The organism is Synechococcus sp. MU1617 (assembly GCF_020514235.1).
Lineage (GTDB): Bacteria > Cyanobacteriota > Cyanobacteriia > PCC-6307 > Cyanobiaceae > Parasynechococcus.
Genome location: NZ_VTLB01000005.1, coordinates 77,530 through 98,736, shown reverse-complemented (window position 1 = coordinate 98,736; position 21,207 = coordinate 77,530). Strand labels below are relative to the sequence as shown.

The window sequence follows — 21,207 nt, the reverse complement described above, 5'->3', positions numbered from 1 at the left end:
ATAAAGGTCAAAATTAGGCCCCGGCATGGACAGCGCTGCCAATAACTCCGGCATTGACACGATTAGCTTTAGCGCCGGGGGTGATATTCCCTATCAGAGCGGAGGAATTATTTCGCAAAACGCTGATGAAGTTAATTTCAACAGTGCAGGGACTTTATGGGGCAATGGGGACGGACTCAACGGAGACGTTCTTCGCCCAGAAGACGGTGATTCATTATTAGACATCCTCGATAATCTAGAGATTGATACATCAATATATTCCAATGATTACCTTAGGTATTCCTCAGTTAATTCAACTCTAGTTGCCTTTAGACAAAACGGTGAATACCTTTTTGAGAAAAGTATCGGCGGTCATGCCGACTCACGAGTGTGGAACTTTTCCGGCGGCCCCATCGAGAAAAGCATAACAAATAGCGCTGACACAATTGATGTCGAATATTCGACAGATTTCGACTATGTAGGGACTCAAAGGGATATAGTACAACAGATTAGTAACAGAACCAATCCAGGCGATTCTGTTGTCCTTTTCGTGCGGCCTGACAATATAATTAACCATGGTATTTTCTGGACCGATAACAGCCGTAGCAACGGCACATCAGAAAACCCAGAACCTAACGATTATCAAACCCTGTCCGAAAATTCCCCCTTAGCGATTGAAATTAAAAGCGAAATAGTTGAGGATATCCGTTACGCATTAACCAATCCCGCGACTCTTGAAAACGATGACCTGAGATCCCTCTCAACTGAGAGCGGAAACGGAACAAATATCACCATCAAATTAGCTGATTACGCAGATTCCGACGGCAATATTGACTTTCAGAAACTCAATGAAGAACAAAGATTTAATTTAGAGATTGCAAATGATGCTAGCGATCGTTTAACAAGGTTAGATGAAGTTTGGGCTGATGCGCGCTTCAGGGCAGGCGAGGAACACGGTGGCGCTTTTTTATCTCTAAGAGAGGCTGATCACGATACTGATGGTTCTATCCCGACCTATTCAGGTGGTCAGCTTGAGAGGCAGGCAGTAGAAGACCTTGTTGAGACTACTTTTGAGGGAAACACAGAGGTAGAACTGGGACTCTCACCTGATAACTTTTATATTCCAGTTGAATCTGACGGAAATCTGCCCTCTTCTATAACATACTTTTACGAAAATATCAACGCAGGATTCAGATTAACTGGAAACCATTCACCAAGTGCATATGTAAATCAATTTCATGGGAACTTAGTCGATAGCATTCAATCTATTACACTTGATTTAACTGATTACACAGTTAAGACCCATCAAGACCCGCTCGAAGATACAAGCCTTGAATTCACTACAGCACCGATTCTAACCACAATAGATTTTGGAACATTTACGAATGAGACTGAATTCATAAGTGTCAATAACGGAAACTTAACCTCTGGAAACTTTGAGGCTCATTATAACCTTTATAATGCCGATCCCTTATTAAATATCAGTAGCATAGGGGGATTAACACTAGGTTCAGTTGTCAGCCAAGATTCAGATCAAAATTACGCTGTTGGCAATGTACATCACGAACTCCCTGATTACAGCCAAGTCAAATCACATTTAAACTCACTATACATTTACGGGGAAATAGGCGACCGCCAAGGCAATCTTTCTGTAAACATCGATTATGACATTGCCAACGATTCATATACCGTAAACCAAGTCAATGGCTGGGGCTGGGGATCGGATTACGACAGCCCATCCTCCTTATTCTCGGATTCAAATATTCAGCTCAATTGGGAACAATTTGCTGATTTAAATTTAGTTAATTTGCAGGCCGGAATATCTGACGATTTTACTAAATTTGAAATAGAGACTTATTTGGATGATTGCGATGAAGCTATAGAACTCACCTACAACCTATACAGACAATCAGATTATCTTGACGATGAAGCTGTTGATGGAGTAAATCCACTAAATCAGCTTGCCGTCTTGGGCGACTCAGTAGACAATAATTCAAGATTTGTTCTTGACATAGATGCTGTATCACTTGAATCTGGCTGGAACATTGAATCCACCGATATAACCATTCAGTTTGACCCCAACCTATTCGGAAGCATACATGCCTCTGACATCAAGATTGGTGGAGCCCTACCAATTGCCAATGCAGTGCACATTGACAATGAAAATGGGTCAATCAGGATTGCTGCAGCAAGCCTATCTGACCTTTCAAATGGTACAGGCATCTACGACAAAGAAGCTTTAGCTTCAATCTCCCTTGATTTCTCAGAAGATCACATCGAGCTTCTTGACAAGAATTCTGATGGCAGCTTGACGATTAATCCTCTGACCTTCGATATCTCCGTGGATCAGCATGAAACAAACCTCTCCTATGAATTCATTGATGAAGATGGATTGATTAATCGTGAAATTCTTTCCCTAGACCAGTTAGGTGGTGACATAGCGGTATGGGGACAAGAGGTGACTCTTTATGAAGCAAAGATCAACCTCGAACAACAGGGTGACGGCCTAGTTTTGGGTACCAATAGAGTTATTGGTTCAGATGCCTCCTACACAAATTTGGTGAGAAAGGGAGACACCCTCACTACCAGTGCAACCTGGTTGAACGTTGGCAACATTGAGGCTAACAACCTAGCCTATTCAGGTATGCTGAACGAAAATGCAGAACTAACAAGCGGCTCATTTTCCAAAACCAGTCTTGCAAGTGGTTCATTCGTCGATGGACACTTTGAAGAAGACGCCAGAGAAGAAACAAGATTCACTGGAAATATTGAAATCACTGGAGAAGCTGGAAATGTTGTTAATTTGTCAGAAGGTATTGTATCGATACGAGCCGATGGAACACAAGAAGTGTTTAACAACAAAGGCAAAGGGTCGTCCAACCTCATTACTTTCCAAGGTGACTTGAATTACGACGGACGTGTCTCCATGAAAGACCTTGCATATCTAAATGCAGGTGCGGCACGTCAGGTTGATGTTACTCAGGGTGGAGAAGGTGATTTCGATAACAATGGAACCCTTGATGAATCGGTTGCCCGAGATGTTGACGCCGATTTCAATGGGAAGATCGATATATCCGATCTCTCTGTACTAGACAAGGACTGGGGCAAAACACTACATACGGGCGATCAAGATTTCCAGGGCTCTTCTCACATGTCATGGGAACAACTTGACTTCCAAGGGGAGTACACACGGTGGGACAATGATTCGTTTAAGGATCAAAACTCCACTGAAGCTGATCCTGACTATGCAGGATCTCTTGAATCTCCAACATCCAATGCTATTGGAGCTGACGACAATCAAAGCGTCGGAGATGGTGGCATCGATGGAGAAGCTTTTCAAGACCCCTTAGCCGTATAAGGCACATCAACAATATTATTTGATTAATAGAAAATGCGTTTCTGACTCCCTGAGCAATCAGGGTTAGGCCCGCATATTCAGCCACTCCTTTTCACAACAAAGAGCACTCATGCAGAAAAAGCATGATTTCTCTTTATGTTCTCTTTGGGTTTAAAATAAGGGAGTACTGAGGTCTCAAACTGAGCAACACGGGAAGCTTCATTGATGTTGCCTCTCCAGCTCTGGACGTTGCACTCGAGCTGACCATCTCCCCTGCCGCAGAGCCGGAGCTTTCCTACGGCAACTTGGAGGACTCCTCGAGTCCCACCAGTATTGACGCCATCCTCAGCGAGGATCGCCCTTCCTTATCGGTGACATGGGACAACAGCGTCAGCCTCAGTCTTGAAAACGACGCACTCGATCAATCCGTTGCCGAGCTGGCCGGAACGCAGCCAGGACTGACATCAGCTGATCCATCCTCTAACACTCCCTGGAATGCACAGCGGGTCCTAGAGGGCAGTGCCGGTGACGATCAATTTATCGTTGAACGTGAGCCGCTAAAAGAACAAGGCAGCTTCGAAGTCACCTACGTCGCCACTGCAGGGTCCGATCGTTACGAAGGATCGTCAGGACAAGACCTGGCCTACTACGGCGCGCTCAACAACGACGCTCTCTCTGGCTTGTACCTCAGCAATGAGCCAGAGCATTTACCTCTGGTTTCAAATAACTTGCCTCCCCTTATTGCCGAGGCATTTGAAGCCGATGACGTACTGGTTTATAAAAATCACGAGTCAAACAGCGATACTGCGTCAGTCGAAATCGATCGCCTCAGGAACATTGAAGCGATCAGCCTGAACCAGGGGGACGATATTGCCTATCTCAGCGAACAACAGACCCCTCTCCTTATCAATTTTGGCGAGGGGAATGATCAACTGACTCTTGCTTCCAAAGGGAACAAACCTGATGTCAGCTTATACAAAAATCTAGAAAAGCTTCGTTGGAATCCTCTGAACTCTGATGGAGATGCTTTACAGATCGATGCCATCGAGTTCGATGTTCATGAATTCGAAGAAGACCAAATTAACCTGCTGGCGGTGGAAGATTATCCACCACTTTCTGGAGCAAGCAACGAATCCATCCCGTGGCAGATCACCACCTTTGCGCTTCCAGGGACAACAGCGGAGCCTTTTCCGGAATGGGCGGAGCTGCAGGAACTTCCCCCCACTCCTGAGCTTGTCGGAGAAGGACGTGTAGTAGTCGACCACAACTTCATCACCGATGAAGAGGATTCATCGCTGCTTTGGCTTGAACTCTCGGTGCAAGACATGCGCGCCGATGGACAAGGCCTCGTAGGCCTCGAACTCGACATGGATTGGAATGCATCGGCACTGGAACTTGTCGACGAACTGAACACAAAAGACCAGGTGTTCAACGCGGATCATCTGCCCTTGTTCCAAGACCTTGGCAAAAGCACATCAAGCGAGGGGCGTGAGCAGATCAAAGGGCTGGGTGCTGCAGCCCTGCCCCGTGGTGGGCAAGGTGTTGCCCTGGGGCTCAAGGAAGAGAAAGGAGGCCAAACACTTTTCGCGCGGCTGGGGTTCCGGCAACAAAATGCCGATGCAGCCATCGATCTGCGTCTAACACCAACCCTCACGCCACCAGCGGGTGGCATGACACTTAAGAGCGATGAACTGCTTGTTCTTGACGATCGCAGTCCGTCCGTCTGGGTTCTCAAGGCAACGCCCGACCAAGCCCATGTGGGCAGCCATGCCTTCACGCTGAGCCGTGGCAGTGGCGAACAAACAGAGGTGAGGCACATCGCCATTGCCGTCAGGGAAGTGAATGATGCTCCAGTCGCTGTTGAAGCAACTGCAGAAGATTTGGAGATGAGCGTCGATCAAGACATCGCTCTCACCAAAAACATCAGCACCTTGTTCACCGATCAAGACGATGCTGATCTGACCTACAGCTTTGTTGAGGCTCCCAGCTGGATGCTGCTTGATGCCGTCAGCGGCGCCATTACGGGCCGTCCTGGCAATGCTCAGGTGGGTGAATTCAGCGTCACAGTTCAAGCCGCCGATGGCAGGGGAGGCACAGCGCTTCAAACCTTGCGCTTCACCGTTCAAAACGTGAATGACCGGCCTGTGCTGGGTTCCGTTGCCCTCCAACCTCCTGAACTCAGTCAAGGCGAAAGCTTCACCTACCGCATCCCATCCGGAGCATTTAGTGATCCCGATCTCCTGGTCGATCCCGACGAGCAGCTCACCTACTCCCTGGAAGCTGCCCAAACCGGCGATCAGATTCCCGACTGGGTCGAGCTGGATGCCGAAACAGGCACCCTGAGTGGCACTGCAGGCCCCACCAATGTGGGCGAAAGCCGCTTTCTGGTGAGGGCCACGGATCAGGCAGGGCTGTACGTGGAGCAAGCCGTCGTGATCTCGGTGGCCAATGTGAATGACGCTCCGACGCGCACCTCATCGCTGGACGCATTTCTCGCCCTGCAACAACCCACTGCAGAGGGCAGCGCACCACCCAGTGAAGATGATCCCTTCGCACTCTTCAGTGGCCTGAACCGCAGCATCGACCTCAAACCCTGGTTCACCGACCAGGATCTCGGCATCGATGACAACGAACAGCTGAACCTGGCCGTCAGCCTCGATCCCGGGACGGGGGAGATCATCGACCTTGCAGAGGGAGACGAAGCTCCTCCCTGGTTGCAATGGGATGCCCAAACGGGGGTGCTCACCCTGGCGCCCTCGGTGGAGGAGATCGGCCAGCACTTCCTGCGGGTGCGCGCTGCCGATGTGGAAGGGCTCACCGCATCAGCCCTTGTTCCACTCCTGGTGCGCCATCGCAACAGCGCCCCGTTCCAGCAGATCACCTCCGGCGTTGACCTCATCAACGCATCAGTTCTTGGGGGGGTGATTTCGGCAACACCACAAACCCAGAACACAAAACTCTCCGGTGTTCAATTCGAACTGGCTGAGGATTCAGCCATCGAGATCGAGCTGCCCGCGAGCCTCTTCAGCGACATCGATCTGAGCATCGATCCAGCCGAGCAGCTCACCTATTCCCTCAACACCGAAGAAGACCTTCCCTTCAGTTTTGATGCTGAACGGCTCAAACTCACAGGGGACACCACTGGGCTTGGCCTTGATGAAGAGGGAGGCCGCGCCACGTGGTCAGCCCCGCTGACCGTTACCGATGCTGCTGGAGAAACAGCATCCATCGACATCCAGCTTGTGTTGCAACGCTCAGCGGCATCGCCGAGCCTGACAGCTGTTCTGGAACCGGGAGCAGCCCACTGGGATGAAGGCAGCAAGGTGCCCTTTAAAGAACTCCTGAGCCTCAGCCTTCCCCCCCGTAGTGGAGAAGTCGTTGAGCTGGTGATTGAACGAACCGACCAGAGCCCAGAGAGCCTGAGCTTGAGCAATGGCCTCGATCAAGACCTCGCCCCAAGAACCGACGGCACTTGGCTCTTGCGCGGAACCGCTGAAGAGATCAATGCGCAGCTGGACCAACTGACGCTGCGAGTGCCCGGCAATGACCATGCCATCGGCACCTTCGGGCTTCGAACCACCGCCACCTCCGAACTCGGAAACACGGGGCTGCGCTCCGAAGCCGTCAGCACGGCCATCGAATTCAGCCTCGATCCCATTGCCACCGCACCTCGGTGGTCGCAATTGACCAATGAGGGCGCCGATGAAGCTCTCGCCCTCAGCCGCTTTACGGACTACCTCGCCGCCGAACCCGTCGATCCACGGGAACAACTGGTGTACGCGATTCAGCTGCCCGACACCGATCAGGAGCTCCTGGTTACGGATCGCTCAGGGGAACTGATCGGAACCCGAGAAGGCAATCAGGTGCTGCTGAGCAAAGAGCAGTGGGCCATGGCGATGCTGCGCACCGACGCGGCATCGCCACAACCGGTGGAGCTGCAGGTCTTGGCCTTCAGCAGCGAACCCTCCACTGGCCTGCAGGCGGCCAGCAGCTCCCAAAGCCTGAGCTGGCAGCCCACACCACTGCTCAACGAGGAACCACAGGCTGTCCTCATCACGCCTGATGGCGTCCAGCGATCTACGGACATCACCACCATGCGTGTGGCCCTGGCCTGGCCCGAGGTCGCCCGCAGCGGTCAGCTTCAGATCGATCTGCCCCTGGGCAGCGCCGTAACGCTGGACGGAGTTGATCCTCAGACCAGTGAGGTGGACGGCAAACAACGCTTCGTCTTCAGCTTGCAGGCGGATGAAGCTCAGCCACTCCCAGCCCAGATTGATCTCAAGGTCGCCAGCCCGGAAATTTTCCGCGGCAGCTTTGAAGGCAGCCTCGAACTGCTCAGTTCCATCCGAGCAGAACTACCAGACGCTGGCCTCAGTGCGGAGGACTATGCCGCCGATCAAGCCACAGCCCTTGCCCGCCGACTGGCTCCCCTCGACTTCAGTTGGGATGTGGCCCAGGTGGCGCAACAACCAGAGTTCGGCACCGATGCTGATCTCCGCTTCAACCCCAGCACGGGTGCGATTCAGATTGATCTACGCCGCGGCAGCAGCAGTTCCGGTTACCGCAACCCTGCCGAGGCACTCACCCTTTCAGTGCGGAACATTCCCGCGGGATACACCCTCGCCGAACGGGTGAATGGGGAATACAGGGCAGTCGGCGCCACGGATGCCTTCGGCACCATGACGCTGTTCACCCTTCCAGCAGCAGAGACTGATGCCAGCGCGGAAGACATGGGAACCTTCCAACAGCTGAACGAAGACAACCTCTATTTGGTGAGCCTGGACGACGATCCACCCCCACTCACCAGTGCCCAATCGCTGAACCTGGCCTTAACGGCCCGCATCAGTGATCAGCCCGGTGGGGACTCCAGATCCGTCGCCGCAAGCCGTCAGCTCAGCCTTGCCGCATTCAGCAATGGTCAACCACCCAAGCTCACCAACGTGCAACGGGTGGACCCGGTCATTCTTGACCTTGGCGGCACTGGGCTAGACCTCACAACCCTGGATGAGGGTGTGAGCTTCGCCATGCTTCCCCAGGCGGAGGCCATCCCGACCGCATGGTTGAGTGCCGACGCCAATCAAGGCGATCAACGCTCTGCCGCATTCCTCGTGCTGAACGACACGAGCAACGATGCCAGCAGCGGTGATGTGCAGATCAGTTCCATCACCGAACTGCTCTCGGAATACTTTCAGGCGGATGGACGTCAGCGCAGCTTCGCTTCAGGCAGTGACGCGTTGGCGAGCCTGAACACCAATGGCGATCAGCGTCTTGATGCCAATGATCAAGCCTGGAGTGACCTTCAACTCTGGTTTGACGATGGCGATGCCGTCAGCGAAGACGGCGAATTGGTCGCCCTGGGCGAGGTGCTCAATTCTGTTGATCTCGGCTCGCTCGAAACCCTGAGCGAGCAGCCGTCATGGGCAGCCGGCAATGCCGTGCTGCGCCGCCTCAGCGGCGTGAATCTGGATGCTCCCCCGAGTGATCTCGCCCTCTATGACGTGGGGCTGCAAGTGGCGCCAGCGGGTTCGGCACCCCTTGCCCTCAGCGTGACCGGACCGCTGACACTGCAGGAGAATGGCGATCCCACCGCCCTGAAGCTCACCAGTGCGGGAAGTGATCTCTGGCAAGAAGGACAAGACGCTCTAACCCTCGTCCGCTTATCAGGAGTCCCCGATGAGCTGGTGCCCTCCCTCGGGGTGAAAGATTCGCGTGGTGACTGGCTGTTCACCTGGGCTGATCTCAATGCCAACGGTGGGAAGGTGGAGATCCTCACCGGCCCCGACTGGAGCGGAGGGGCCAACCTGCAGCTGCTCATCAGTCAGCTGCAAAACGACGGCACCCTCAAAAGCTCAGCCCTCACAAGCCTGGCGCTGGATGTGGAAGCCATCGCCGATAGCCCCATCCTTCAGGTCAACTCAACGACGATCCGTGAAGATGCCCCCCTAGCACTGTCCAAGCTTCTGGGGAGAGCCGAGACCACCGATCCCGACGGATCAGAAGTCCTCAGCTTCGAGCTTCATGGACTGCCCAACGGTGCCCAGATCCAACGGCGCCGAGAAGGCGTTATCAGTGTGCTGGAGCCTCAAGACGATGGCGTCTATCGGATCCAACCGGATGACGTTGAGGATTTGCTCTTCATCCCACCAGGCGACCTGGATGGACAGCTGAGCTTTCAGTGGCACGCTGTCGCCACTGAGCAAGCCAACGCCTCGACTGCGTCCACGGTCGCCAAAGTGTTGATCAATGTGCGCGCGGTTGCCGATGCGCCACTCGCCCCCATCCAAGCCGAAACAGCACCGGCTCTGGTGGAGCGAGAAAGCGTGGCCCTGTCAGAACTAATCCAGCAGCCCCTCGCCACCAGCGGGCTCATCGACAGCGATGGGTCTGAGCAACTTCGCCTGGAATTCAGCCTGCCCACTGGTCTCGATTTACAAAGCCAGAGCGACTCCAATTGGACACCCCTGAGTGCCCAGATCCAGGCCGATGGCCGCCAAGTCGTTGTGATCAACGCCAGTGATTTCGCAGATTTACAACTCGCAGATCGGGGAGTGAGGCAAAGCAGCGAGGCTCCAGCCAGCCTCGAGTTGGCGGTGACCAGAATCAGTCGTGAAAGCAAAACAGGAGACCAAGCTCGCAGCGCAACACTCGACTTCGACCTGCTTTTTGATCGTCAAGCACGGCCAGCCACATTCACGCTGCCCGATGCTCCGAGCACTCTTGAAGACGGCGGTGGCATCTCCCTAACGGAATTGCTCCAGGCCAAAGCCTCTCAAGCAGGAGATCAACTCACTTACAAAATCTCTGGCCTCGCCGAAGGCCTCAGCTTGGTGGATTCCGACGGGGCTGTGCAGGTGGTCCCAGAAGGCACACCGCTCACTCTGGCCAGCCTCGAGGGCTGGCGTTTGCAGGCAGCCGAACACAACGCAGGGCAGTTCAGCGTTGATCTCCAGGTGATCAGCACCCCTCCTGGGCAAGGAGCCAGTGCCCAAACCAACGTGCAGCGGATTGAATTCGACATCACCGCTGTCGCAGACACACCGGAACTCAATTTCATTTCCGCGCCGGAGGGTCCCCTCAGCATTGCCAGCAATGGTTGGCTGAATCTGGGTGCCTTGGGATTGAAACTCACAAGCCCTGATCAAGACGGCTCGGAACGTCTCAGCCTCGTCATCACGGCAGTGGATGACGCCGGCGACGCAAAAGAGCTTCCATCACAGGCACAGTTCAATGTGTCGACGCAAAAGCTGAACGAAGGCGGTTGGGTCGTCCAACAAGCAGATCTGGACGGCGTCAGCCTCTACCTGGGCGAAATTGCCGATGATCTGGCACTCCGCATGACCGCGCGATCCAGTGACGGGGAATCGATCATGGATGGAGAACCCACCATGCTCACCGTGAAGGCCAACGCCGTCGTGCGGGTGCCGCTGCTCGAGGTGCGTGGTGTTCTAGAGGGTCTTGAAGACCAGCCGATTCCACTTCTGAGCCAACTGGAAGGAGTCATCAACGCCCAACTTCGGGGCAATGGCGCTGGCCAGACGCTGGAGCTGGAACTCACCAATCTTCCCGAGGGTTCACAGCTGGTGAAATCCCAGAGCGACCCAGACGACCAAGAACGTTCAACATTTACGGCCGCTCTCAATCGCAACGAAGAAGCCGAACTCACACCAAGATTGCGGCTCCCATACAACCAGTGGAGCAATGTTTACTGGCAGGCACCCGCCGATCAATCAGGCGCCTTCAACTTTCAGGTACAAGCCTTCAGTATTGGCAGCAACGGAAAAACGCTGAGCAGCGAAGTCAGCGAGGTGCAGGCACTGATCACAGCAGTGAACGATGCCCCACGGCTGATCAATCTTCGGGACTTAGACGCAGTCGATGAGGGTTCAACCGGAACATGGGATCTGCGTTCCCGCTTTCTGGATGTCGATAACGAGACTACAGATCTTGTCATCTCAGCACGACAAGTTGCCAACGACGGAAGCATCAGCGACCTTCCCGAATGGCTGAGTCTTGATGCTGATGGCGTCCTGAGCGGAACACCATCCAACACCGATGTAGGGGTACTAAAACTGGAGCTCACAGCGGTTGACCCGTTGGGTCAACTCACCAGCCAACAGATCAGTTTGGCCGTGGGAGATGTCAATGCTTCACCAGTTTTTAACCCAGATGCACTTCAAGGCTGGACGCAACAAATTCAAGATGGAATCACAACTTACCTACGCAACCTGAATCTACGCGATGTCGTTCAAGTTGACCTGAAAACAGCATTTAGCGACGAAGATCTGATCAACAATGATCAACTGAGTTACACCGTCAGTCGAGACGGGGTCAGTTGGAGTGACGCCATTACGGGTGTAGCAGTGATCAACGAGGGAACACTCACCTTGAAACCAGAAGGGAAAGACAACGTTGGCATCAAAACCATCCAACTGCGAGCCACCGACCTCCAGGGAGCATCCAACATTCAAAACCTGCAGCTCACCGTACGCAATATCAATGACCCACCCATTGTGAACCGCGATAGTGCAGCGCTGATCAGGGCAGGCGTATGGCAGGAGACGGTTCAGCTCAAGCAAGAACAAGCCAATTGGCAACTCGATCTTGAAGGGTTATTCAAGGATGCTGACGCCGGAGATCGCGTGGACCAGATCGTACCCACCGATTTGCCTGCCTGGCTGACATACACCGCTTCGACAAGCAGCACAGGCGGAGTGCTGAGTGGAAAACCCGGAAATAGCGATGTTGGGGTAAAAACAATGCAATGGCAGGCGCTCGACGACGCAGGATCAACAGCAACCTATCGATTGAGACTTGATGTTCAGAACATCAACGATGCACCGGAAAGACGAAACAATCCCGACCTAAGCGAATTGGGTGAACTCATTAACGGTGCTCCGGCAGTTAACCAGGATGCATATGGAAGGCTTGACCTAAATGAGCTTTTCCTTGATCCCGATAGTCCCTATGGCGATGCTTTGCGCTACTCCATCGCGGAAGTCAGCAAAGATGGCGATGTTCTTGAGACGGTGCCAGATTGGATTGGCCTGAGCTACCGAAGTACGGCAGCACCGGATGCCACCGACAAGTTTCTTTTGGAGCCTGTTCTCTACAGAATCAACAGCAACGGATCGACGGGCGATCAGCTGGCACCCGGAGAAATCAATCAGCTCGAAGCCGGAACTACATTACGTGTACAGGTGGAAGCCAGTGATGACCGAAATGTAGAACTGAAAGGCCTGATCACAGCTGATCTTGATATATCCCTGAGTGAAGCTATTAATCTTTTAGAAGACAGCACCGGGATCAGCGATAATTTACCTCTGTTCAGAAGTATCGAGAGCGATGCATCTAGTCTATTAATTAAAGCTGGTGCCATCCCGGATGCTGGCGTTGGTTCTCCTGTTGGTGCCGATGGCATCGAAACCCTGCTGAGCTTCGATGTACAGGTGAAAGATCCCAGCCAACGGGTAGTGATTGACCTCAACCCAGGGACAGGAGATCAGCGCGATGGATTAATTGGTCGAAATTTGGATGTCTTCGACCAAAGCAACAGCGTGATTCATAGTTTTGCCAGCAAAATCTATCTGGAAGCCTTAGAGCCTGAAAACGATTCGGTAGGACGCTACGACATCGTTATGCAGGCCACGGATTTATCAGGCGAGCAGGTCAGCCAGACGTTGAGCCTCGTGATTGCCAACCGCAATGATGCACCTTTGATCAATGACGATGGCGAGGCACAATCTAAAATGCTGATGCAATGGCTGACAGAAAAACGATTTGAGGGTGAACGAGAAGAAAAATCATTCTCTTTGTTCAGCGATCCCGATCTGAAATTCGACGACAACCTCACCTATCGACTAATCCCTGGTTCAGGAGAGCAGGAAACAGAAAGCTTAGCTTTACCAAACAGCATCAAGATTGAGCAAGGCGAAGACGGAGTAGTGGTGCTCGACATAATCCCGCCCCGTGGCATTACATCTGTAATTGAGCAGCAATTCAAATTATTGGCCAGCGATCGTGATGGCCTCTCAACGGAATCCGATTGGTTCACCGTAGCCTTTACACCGATCGCTGAGGCAACCTTACTCACACGCGGGAATCAAGAGAAGCCACTCGAGGCCTCACAAATCAGCAACGCAGCAAAGAAAAATACAGCCCTCGATCTTCAATCGGCTCTTGATCTGAATGCCGTCACCCTTGCCGATCCAGCAGGAGACGAGGTGGTGTTCAAACTCCTCGTGCAGCAACGGCAAGCAGAGCTTTCCCTGGCCAATTCAAACCAAAATAATGGGTCGTTTTTAAAGAGGGAAAGTATCAACGAAGGCACTCTCTTCACCATTGACCTTCAAGAACTTACCCAAGCATCAGGCAAACCAACAGGCAGCCTGGAAGGCCTAGAACTGTCAATTCCGGACAACCAACTGCAAGTTCTTCCACGAGGGCTGAGTCCAGAAATCAAAACGGGCATCCCCTTGCAAATATGGTCAGAAACAAGGGTTCAAGGAGATAGCGAAGAAAACTTCAATGTTGCGGAATCAGATCGATCAACATTGTGGGTACCGATCGAGAACGCCCGACCTGTTTATACCCAGCCCGCACTGGCCAAGATCGACGAAAGTTTTTTTGCAGCGGAAAGTTTTGACCCCAAAACCCCTCTTGTCAAACTTCCAGAATTATTCAGTGATGTAGACCCCGCCGAAACACTTCAGTGGGAGCTGGAAACACCTAAATCACTCAAAAGCCTCGTAAAATTGGATAGTGCATCAGGCCAGATCAAATTGGCCAGTGGAATTGACAAAATCACAGATTTACCAGCCGGCTCCCACCGTTTACTCGTACGAGCAAAAGACACATCGGGTGCTCTTGGCGATGCATCTGGAATTGCATCAGGTTCCATACGACTATTCATTGCGGCAGAAGAAGAATCCCCAGCGATCGTGAAAGGCCTAAACCTATTAACACAACTTGCTGCTGACGACGTCAACGACCTTTACGATAAAAAAGAAAGCGAGCGAACAGAAAGTGAACAGCAGGTTGTCACAATCCTGAAAACACTCAATGTAGAAGAAAATAATAGAACAACATTCCTCGAAAAACTCGAAAAAGGCTCCCTCGCAGTTCTCTCCAACAACACAGCAGACAAACCGATGGTGCTAATTGACGCATCTCAAAATGAAGGTGCTCTTCTAATGGATGCCGCAATTGATGAAGCGGAAACGGGAGTAATCGCAGCCTCAAAAGAATTGCTCGAGAGCCGTGAGATTATTGATACGCCACTTGGCGAAATTGAATTCACTATCGACACACAAGGACGCGATTTCAGCATCGTACAGCTGCAGATGGAGGATGGTGGAGTCGATATGGATACCTTGTTTAAGACGGATGAAGACGGTAATCCCCATGTATTTGAAAGCGAAATCATCACCTACTCCGAGGATGATGGACCTCTGGAAGATTGGCTTTCCACACTGACCTATGGGGTTTACAACTACAACTTAAATACAGATGGAACACAGGAAGTAATCACAACAATCAACAGTAATGACTCCAGCCTTGCCACCAACTTACTTACAGCCGACCCTCTGTTTGACTTCAATGAGCTAGAAAAAATTGATGGCTCAGCCTTTTTGATCGATCTCGATCAGAACAACACGGTTGATCTCATCAACATGTTATTGGTTGATCAAGGCTGGTTCGACACTCGGCCTGATGTGGTGGGCCTGATCGGCGACCCGCTCATCCCAGCATCCACCGTTCAAGTTATTGCACCACAGCGTGGTGGTGGTGGTGAGCCAGAAAATAATTTGGAAAAACCACCTACCGATGAAATCGACACAATCACAGACGAGCCAGACCAGTCAGATGACGTCAATCAACCTGAAATACCTGACGACGAAAACTTAGATAATCCGGAAGGAATCAAGCAACCTAATCCAGTCAATCGACCTAACCGGCCAGATAGAAAAGGTTCAGACGACCAGTTAGCGCCAACCAATCCTGGTGCTGATAACAGCCAAATAAACTTTGGCTCCCCAACTTTAAGCTTTAACCGTGGCCCTAAACCAACTTCACAATCCAAGATCGTGGAATCAGGAGAACGCCCCGAACTCGACGAAACATCGAACCTCGTCGTCTCCTCCTCTGCAGCGGTAAACACCAGCCAAAACGGAGCACTTGGATCCTCATCACCAAACTCAAATCAGGCAAATAACAGCAAAAATAGAAATCAGATTGAAAAAACTAACAACGAAATAATCGAAAGCTCATTCAACAGACTTCTGAATGGCGCACAAAACTGGTTGTCAACGGTACAAGAGCAAACATCTGAAGCACTTCGTTCCATTATTTCACCCTTAGCAACAGCTGAAGACACATCAATCGCCGCTGCACTTGGCATGATTGCACTTCCATTACTTACAGAGCGAAGCACCACACGTTTGCTCAAGGCATCCAACAAAGATCTAAACCTCAAACTGGCAAGGCGAGACCCTTTGTTCAATGGCTACTGGATAACTAACAACCGCAAGGGTGAACCCATCTTGATCGAGAGAAAAAATGGAAAAATCTCACTGAAGTCATTCAAGCCAGAGACTAATGAGTCGGCACAGCCTCGCGGCTTCAATCCGGCAAGCCATGCGCTCTTAAGTCAATCATTAAAGCTTTGCAGAAAGCCGGGTGCATTCATTCGCTCACTACAGACCTTGCAGATGGAACTTACACATACACAAACAACCGATATTAATTGGGACTCTTGGTTTGATCATCACTTTAAGAACGACAATGCATCAAGATCAAATCAACAGGATGCTGCAGCTTCCCTCGATCAATTACGGTCACTCATTGATAAAGCAACAGATTATGAGCCTGCATTTGCCGATGTTCTGATGCTTCGACAGCTGATTGATTGCAACGAGATATTGGGACTGGAGACAACACTCGATGAAGAAGATTTAGTGACAAATGAGGTCCTTGATTATTCAGATGCTTTCGCAAGGAAAGACACTCCGTCCAAAGACTCCCAAAACATCACTGCCGCTTAAGTATCATGAAATCAGATTCAATGCAGGCCCAACCAAAAGAAGACTCACAACAAGTAATTAGGCAGCTAGCCCTTTACGAACTGCTAGAGCCTCTTTGCAAAATGCAAGGGGAAAAAGCTTATGTGGCGAGTCATAACATAGAAAATGATGCCCCTGAGTTCAGCAATGAACAAGCCATTAATGCCTTACACCAAGACTTAGGGACTCAGGACATTGATCAAGTTCAAGAATGGGGTAGAGCCCATGGCCTAAGTGACGATAAAGACTTAATTGCACATGCGCATGAAAAACAAAAAAGAAAGGCAGTGATTAATGATTTACTCAAGGGATGCGGTGAATCATTGTTCCTCCGATACAAGGACAGGCTTGATCGAGTTCTCTACAGCTTAATTCGAGTCGAATCATCAGAACAAGCCCACCATCTCTATTACTCGATCGAAGCCGACGAAATTGAGTTTGGAGATGCTGCTGCACAATTCAGTATCGGCCCAGAATCCAAAACACAAGGAATTATTGGCCCCGTAGACTTAACAACTCCTCACCCAGAGATTGCAGCACGACTTCGCACAGCAAAACCTCGTCAGATTTTTCCACCATTCCAAGCTGATCAGTGGCACGTCTTAATACGGCTTGAATATAGATTTGATAGCGAGTATGATGAAAAAACCAAGCAGTTTCTTGGGTCTCTTGTGCTATCCGCCAAAGCAAAAGAGATGACCAAGCAAATAAAGATGGACTACCTAAATCAATACCTTAAAAAGGGATAATGAACGATTATTCTTATCAAGCATGGCTTGAAGCACTAGCAAACGAGATCGAAGAAGATGCTGAAAAGCTTTCAGTAGATGCGGGGGCACTCATTTACTCGAAAGATCAATCATCCGATCAATACTTGCTACTTCTATCAGGCTCAGTACGCCTGATAGACAACAATCGTACTTTCGGCGGCCTGACAGCAGGAACACTTGATAGCCCGCAGATCTTCGGGATAGAGCAACTTCTTTCCCTTACATTAGCGATCGAAGTGAGATGCAGATCCAAATGTGAATATATTCTTATAGACCCAAAGACATCAAATCAAAAGCAGATCAAGCAAATCCAAACAATCCTGAAAAGCAGAGTCAACCCAACAGAAGCAATATCAATTGCCTCATTAATTTCCAACAACTTCCCGAATCAAGAGCAGCTTTGGAAACATCTAGATGAGGCCACTGGATCAACACAACTCCTTGAACATCAAAGCGAGGCTGCCAATCATGAGATCATTTTATTCTTAGACAAAGAACGCGATGGATTTGTCTACGGACAAGTAATTACCCCTGAAATCTGCTCCTCATTTTTTACAGTTGATAACTGGCCAAGGATTGCTGGAATAGATCTTAAGACCAAGGTTGAGCCAGCAGAAAGAGACGAAGCTGCCCTAGCCATGACCGCGACCGAACAGAAGCACGAAGAAGCGGAAGATTTGTCAAAACTACAATTTAGTGAGCCATCTGATGAGACAGAGGCAGTTGAACACTTAGAAAGCGATGGCTTCCGTGTGATCAGAGCTGAGACTCAGGAAGAATCATTTGCCAGTTGCTTAAGAATGCTGGCAAATTTTTATCAATTACCAACGAGACGAGACACCGTCGCTCGTGCCGCAGAGATCCTCGCAAACTGCAAACCGCGGGAAAGGCAGCAGAACCACAAGTCCAATCACCCAGTTAAGACTCCATGGATGACGCGAATGCTCTCAATCCTTGATGAAATTGGGCTTGCTGTGCGATGGATCAATGTTGACCCTTGTCAGCCATTTCGGATTCCAACACCATCGGTGTGGATCGATCATTCAGGCAACCCAGTACTGCTTTCACGGAGCACAGGCAATAAACTAACCATCATCGACCCTAGGGAAGGAAGGATCCAACTAAATAAGGATCAAGCCCACAAGAAATTCAATTCACAGCCCATCATCATCTCAACTGATGTTGGGTTGCATACACCCAAGAAGCAATTCGGCATTCACTGGCTATTCCCTTACATCAAGCGCTATCGCCTACAACTAATTGAAGTTTTTTCCGCGAGCTTTCTTAATCAGCTTTTTGCGCTTGCTACACCGTTGCTGTTCCAGCAAATCATTGATCGCGTCATCAGCAAAGGTGCATTTGATGCATTAGCACCTCTTGTGATATTGATGCTGATTTTTGTCGTCCTCGAGGCAGTCTTTAGCTCCCTACGAACCTTTCAGTTCGTTGAAGTATCAAACAGAATTGATATCAGTGTTGGAGCTTCAATTGTTTCACGGCTTTTGAGACTGAATGCTCGATTTTTTGATCGACGCCCCGTCGGCGAGCTCGCCAGCCGCTTGGGAGAGTTGGAGAATATCAGACGTTTTTTGACCGGCACAGCATTGACAGTTGTACTTGATGCCTTCTTTGCGACTCTTTATTTCGCAGTGATGTTTTTCTACAGCCCACTGCTAACAATGATCATTTTACTAACAGTACCTTTACTTTTTGGAATTTCTCTGGGTATCACACCCATCACACAACGATTGATTCGGGCACGTGCAGAGGCATCATCACGCACACAATCCCTTCTTGTAGAAATCTTAGGCGGCATCCAAACAGTTAAGTTGCAAAATGCGGAATTAACTGCTCGGCGCCAATGGGAAGACCGACATCTACAATCCATCAACAAAGGATTCCAGGCTGTTCTCGCCAACACATCCAGTTCCAATGCACTACAGCTGATCAACAAAGTCAGCGGCATCCTTGTGATCGGAGTCGGGGCATGGCTGGTCCTCCGCAATGAATTGACGCTGGGCCAACTGATTGCGTTCCGCATTATAAGTAATTATGTAACCCAGCCAATGCTGCGGCTTGCATCAACATGGCAGCAATTCCAAGAGCTTTCTCTCTCCCTGGAAAGAGTTGGGGATGTGGTCAATCAACCGCTGGAAATCGGAGCTGAAGAAGAATTAAGCATCGTCATGCCAAAACTTGAAGGAAACATATCTGCAAGATCTTTGAGTTACTCATATAGCTCTTCTGGCCCCCCAATTCTCTCATCTGTTGACCTTGACATTACTGCCGGATCTTTTGTTGGATTGGTCGGAGAAAGTGGCTGCGGGAAGAGCACATTACTCAAGATGGTGCCAAGACTTTACAGACCAACTTCTGGCAAGTTACTAATCGATCAGCTTGATATTTCAAAAGTCGATCTTTATTCACTCAGATCTCAAATCGGCTTTGTTCCTCAAGACTGCCTTTTGTTTGAAGGCACTGTTTTCTCCAATATTGCCCTGGGTGATCCACAAGCGGAGAGTAGTCGTGTGATCGAGATGGCGACGATTGCCTGTGCCCATGAATTCATCATGAATCTCCCCCTCGGATACAGCACGCCGGTAGGAGAGAAGGGATCGGGTTTATCAGGAGGGCAGCGACAGAGAATCGCATTGGCGAGGATGCTGATGGAGAATCCAAAACTGATTGTCTTAGACGAGGCCACATCCGCACTCGATGTGAACACAGAGCGGCAGGTTGTGAGAAATCTGCGAAGTCATCTTAAAGATCAGACCGTCTTGATGATCACCCATCGATTGTCAACACTCACAGAAGCAGATCAAATCGTATTAATGCATGCAGGCCGAATCGATGAAAAAGGAACGCATCAACAATTAATGGAGTTGAGAGGAAGATACTTCGCTCTTTATCAATCACAGTTTGGTGAATCATGAAACACATAATCCAGAAAAGTTACAGGAAATTCCAAGACTTCATCGCTCAATTCACATCATCCAAAAATAAACAGCCACCGACAGCTGATCTTGCACTGCTACCACCACCAGCAATCTGGTCGAGAGTTTTGATTTGGACGTTAGGAACAGGCTCTCTTGGAATCATCACCTGGGCAACTTTCACCAAGGTTGAAGAAACAATCGTTTTGGCTGGGGAAATTACCACCGAGAAACCGGGAGTTCAAGTCACTGCTGTTGACCCCGGCATGGTGACAGGAGTCCATGTACAAATGCACCAAAGGGTTAATGCAGGGGAACTCCTAATCAGCTACAACGACGATGAAACCGATAAACGACTCGAAAGCCAGTTACGACAAAAAAAGGAACTCGAAACCCAACAAAAAGAAAACCAGATCATTCTCTCGCTTCGCCGCAGGCAGGCTGAAAAAAGACTAACTTTGGATCGAGATCTTCTTCACAGACTCGAAAAACTTGTAGCTGTTGGAGCCATCGAAGAAACGCAAATCCTCGAAAAAAAGGCTGAAATCGATGAGCTTGAGATTTCCCTTGAAAGCCTTGAAAGTGAACAAAATCGAACGCAAGCCCAATCCAATCAAAAAATCCTAGAAATCAAGCAAGTCATCCGAGAACTTGAAGCCAAGAAAGAGCGATTTGAAGTGAAATCTCCAATCGCAGGGTTTGTGCAGGAGTTACGCCATCAAACGATTGGGGAACGCATTAAAGCGTCTGACACCATCAGCGTGGTTGTTCCAGTGCAAGGCATCAAAGCCATTGTCAGAGTGCCCTCAAAGTTGAGCGCTCCATTGGAACTCAACACACCTGCAGATATCGATATCGATGCCTTCCCATCATCAGATTATGGTTCGGTACGAGCAGTGGTGAGTTCTATTTCTCCCACAACTCGCCAATCCACCAATCAATCCAGCGAGAAAGCCTATGAAGCAGATTTGAAACTGATGAGCCCGGTGAACCCTAAAAAATTAAGCCTCGATGATTTACGACCGGGAATGGCCATTACCGCAAAGGTACGCCTCAGGGAAAAACCGATTATCTCCACTGTATTTAACTTTTTAGACGACTTATTCGAGCCAATTAACGAGCAAAGATAA

The 21,207-nt window shown here is 50.2% G+C and carries 7 protein-coding genes and 1 pseudogene; 6 read left to right on the top strand and 2 right to left on the bottom strand.

Annotated features, from left to right (window positions below; all coding sequences use genetic code 11):
* The first annotated feature begins 25 nt into the window (after positions 1-25).
* Positions 26-3,337, top strand: coding sequence for a hypothetical protein (locus FZZ90_RS10730; RefSeq protein WP_226425794.1), 3,312 nt, complete (start codon positions 26-28; stop codon positions 3,335-3,337).
* A 1,649-nt stretch (positions 3,338-4,986) separates the two neighbouring features.
* Positions 4,987-5,700 (top strand): annotated as a pseudogene (locus FZZ90_RS12895) (putative Ig domain-containing protein); the annotation flags it as partial.
* 90 nt (positions 5,701-5,790) lie between these two features.
* On the opposite strand, the gene FZZ90_RS10720 reads toward FZZ90_RS12895, so the two are convergent.
* Entirely contained in the window at positions 5,791-6,096 is a 306-nt protein-coding gene (locus tag FZZ90_RS10720) for a hypothetical protein (RefSeq protein ID WP_226425872.1), read from the bottom strand.
* 474 nt (positions 6,097-6,570) lie between these two features.
* Positions 6,571-6,837 (bottom strand): hypothetical protein, encoded by a 267-nt coding sequence (locus tag FZZ90_RS10715; RefSeq protein ID WP_226425871.1) that lies wholly within the window; start codon positions 6,835-6,837, stop codon positions 6,571-6,573.
* Positions 6,838-6,849: 12 nt separating this feature from the next.
* Between FZZ90_RS10715 and FZZ90_RS12890 the strand changes: the two genes are divergently transcribed.
* Genes FZZ90_RS12890 through FZZ90_RS10695 form a run of 4 tightly spaced genes read left to right on the top strand, consistent with a single transcriptional unit; the run spans position 6,850 to position 21,207 of the window.
* On the top strand, positions 6,850-16,356 hold the full coding sequence (locus FZZ90_RS12890) for a putative Ig domain-containing protein (protein WP_226425862.1): 9,507 nt from the start codon (positions 6,850-6,852) through the stop codon (positions 16,354-16,356).
* A gap of 5 nt (positions 16,357-16,361) precedes the next feature.
* Positions 16,362-17,123 (top strand): peptidyl-prolyl cis-trans isomerase, encoded by a 762-nt coding sequence (locus FZZ90_RS10705; protein ID WP_226425792.1) that lies wholly within the window; start codon positions 16,362-16,364, stop codon positions 17,121-17,123.
* The gene (locus FZZ90_RS10700; RefSeq protein ID WP_226425791.1) at positions 17,123-20,077 is read left to right on the top strand and encodes a peptidase domain-containing ABC transporter; all 2,955 of its coding nucleotides are present in this window, start codon (positions 17,123-17,125) and stop codon (positions 20,075-20,077) included. Before FZZ90_RS10705 ends, FZZ90_RS10700 begins: the two co-directional genes overlap by 1 nt.
* Complete coding sequence (locus FZZ90_RS10695; RefSeq protein WP_226425789.1) at positions 20,074-21,207, top strand: HlyD family secretion protein; 1,134 nt, start codon at positions 20,074-20,076, stop codon at positions 21,205-21,207. Before FZZ90_RS10700 ends, FZZ90_RS10695 begins: the two co-directional genes overlap by 4 nt.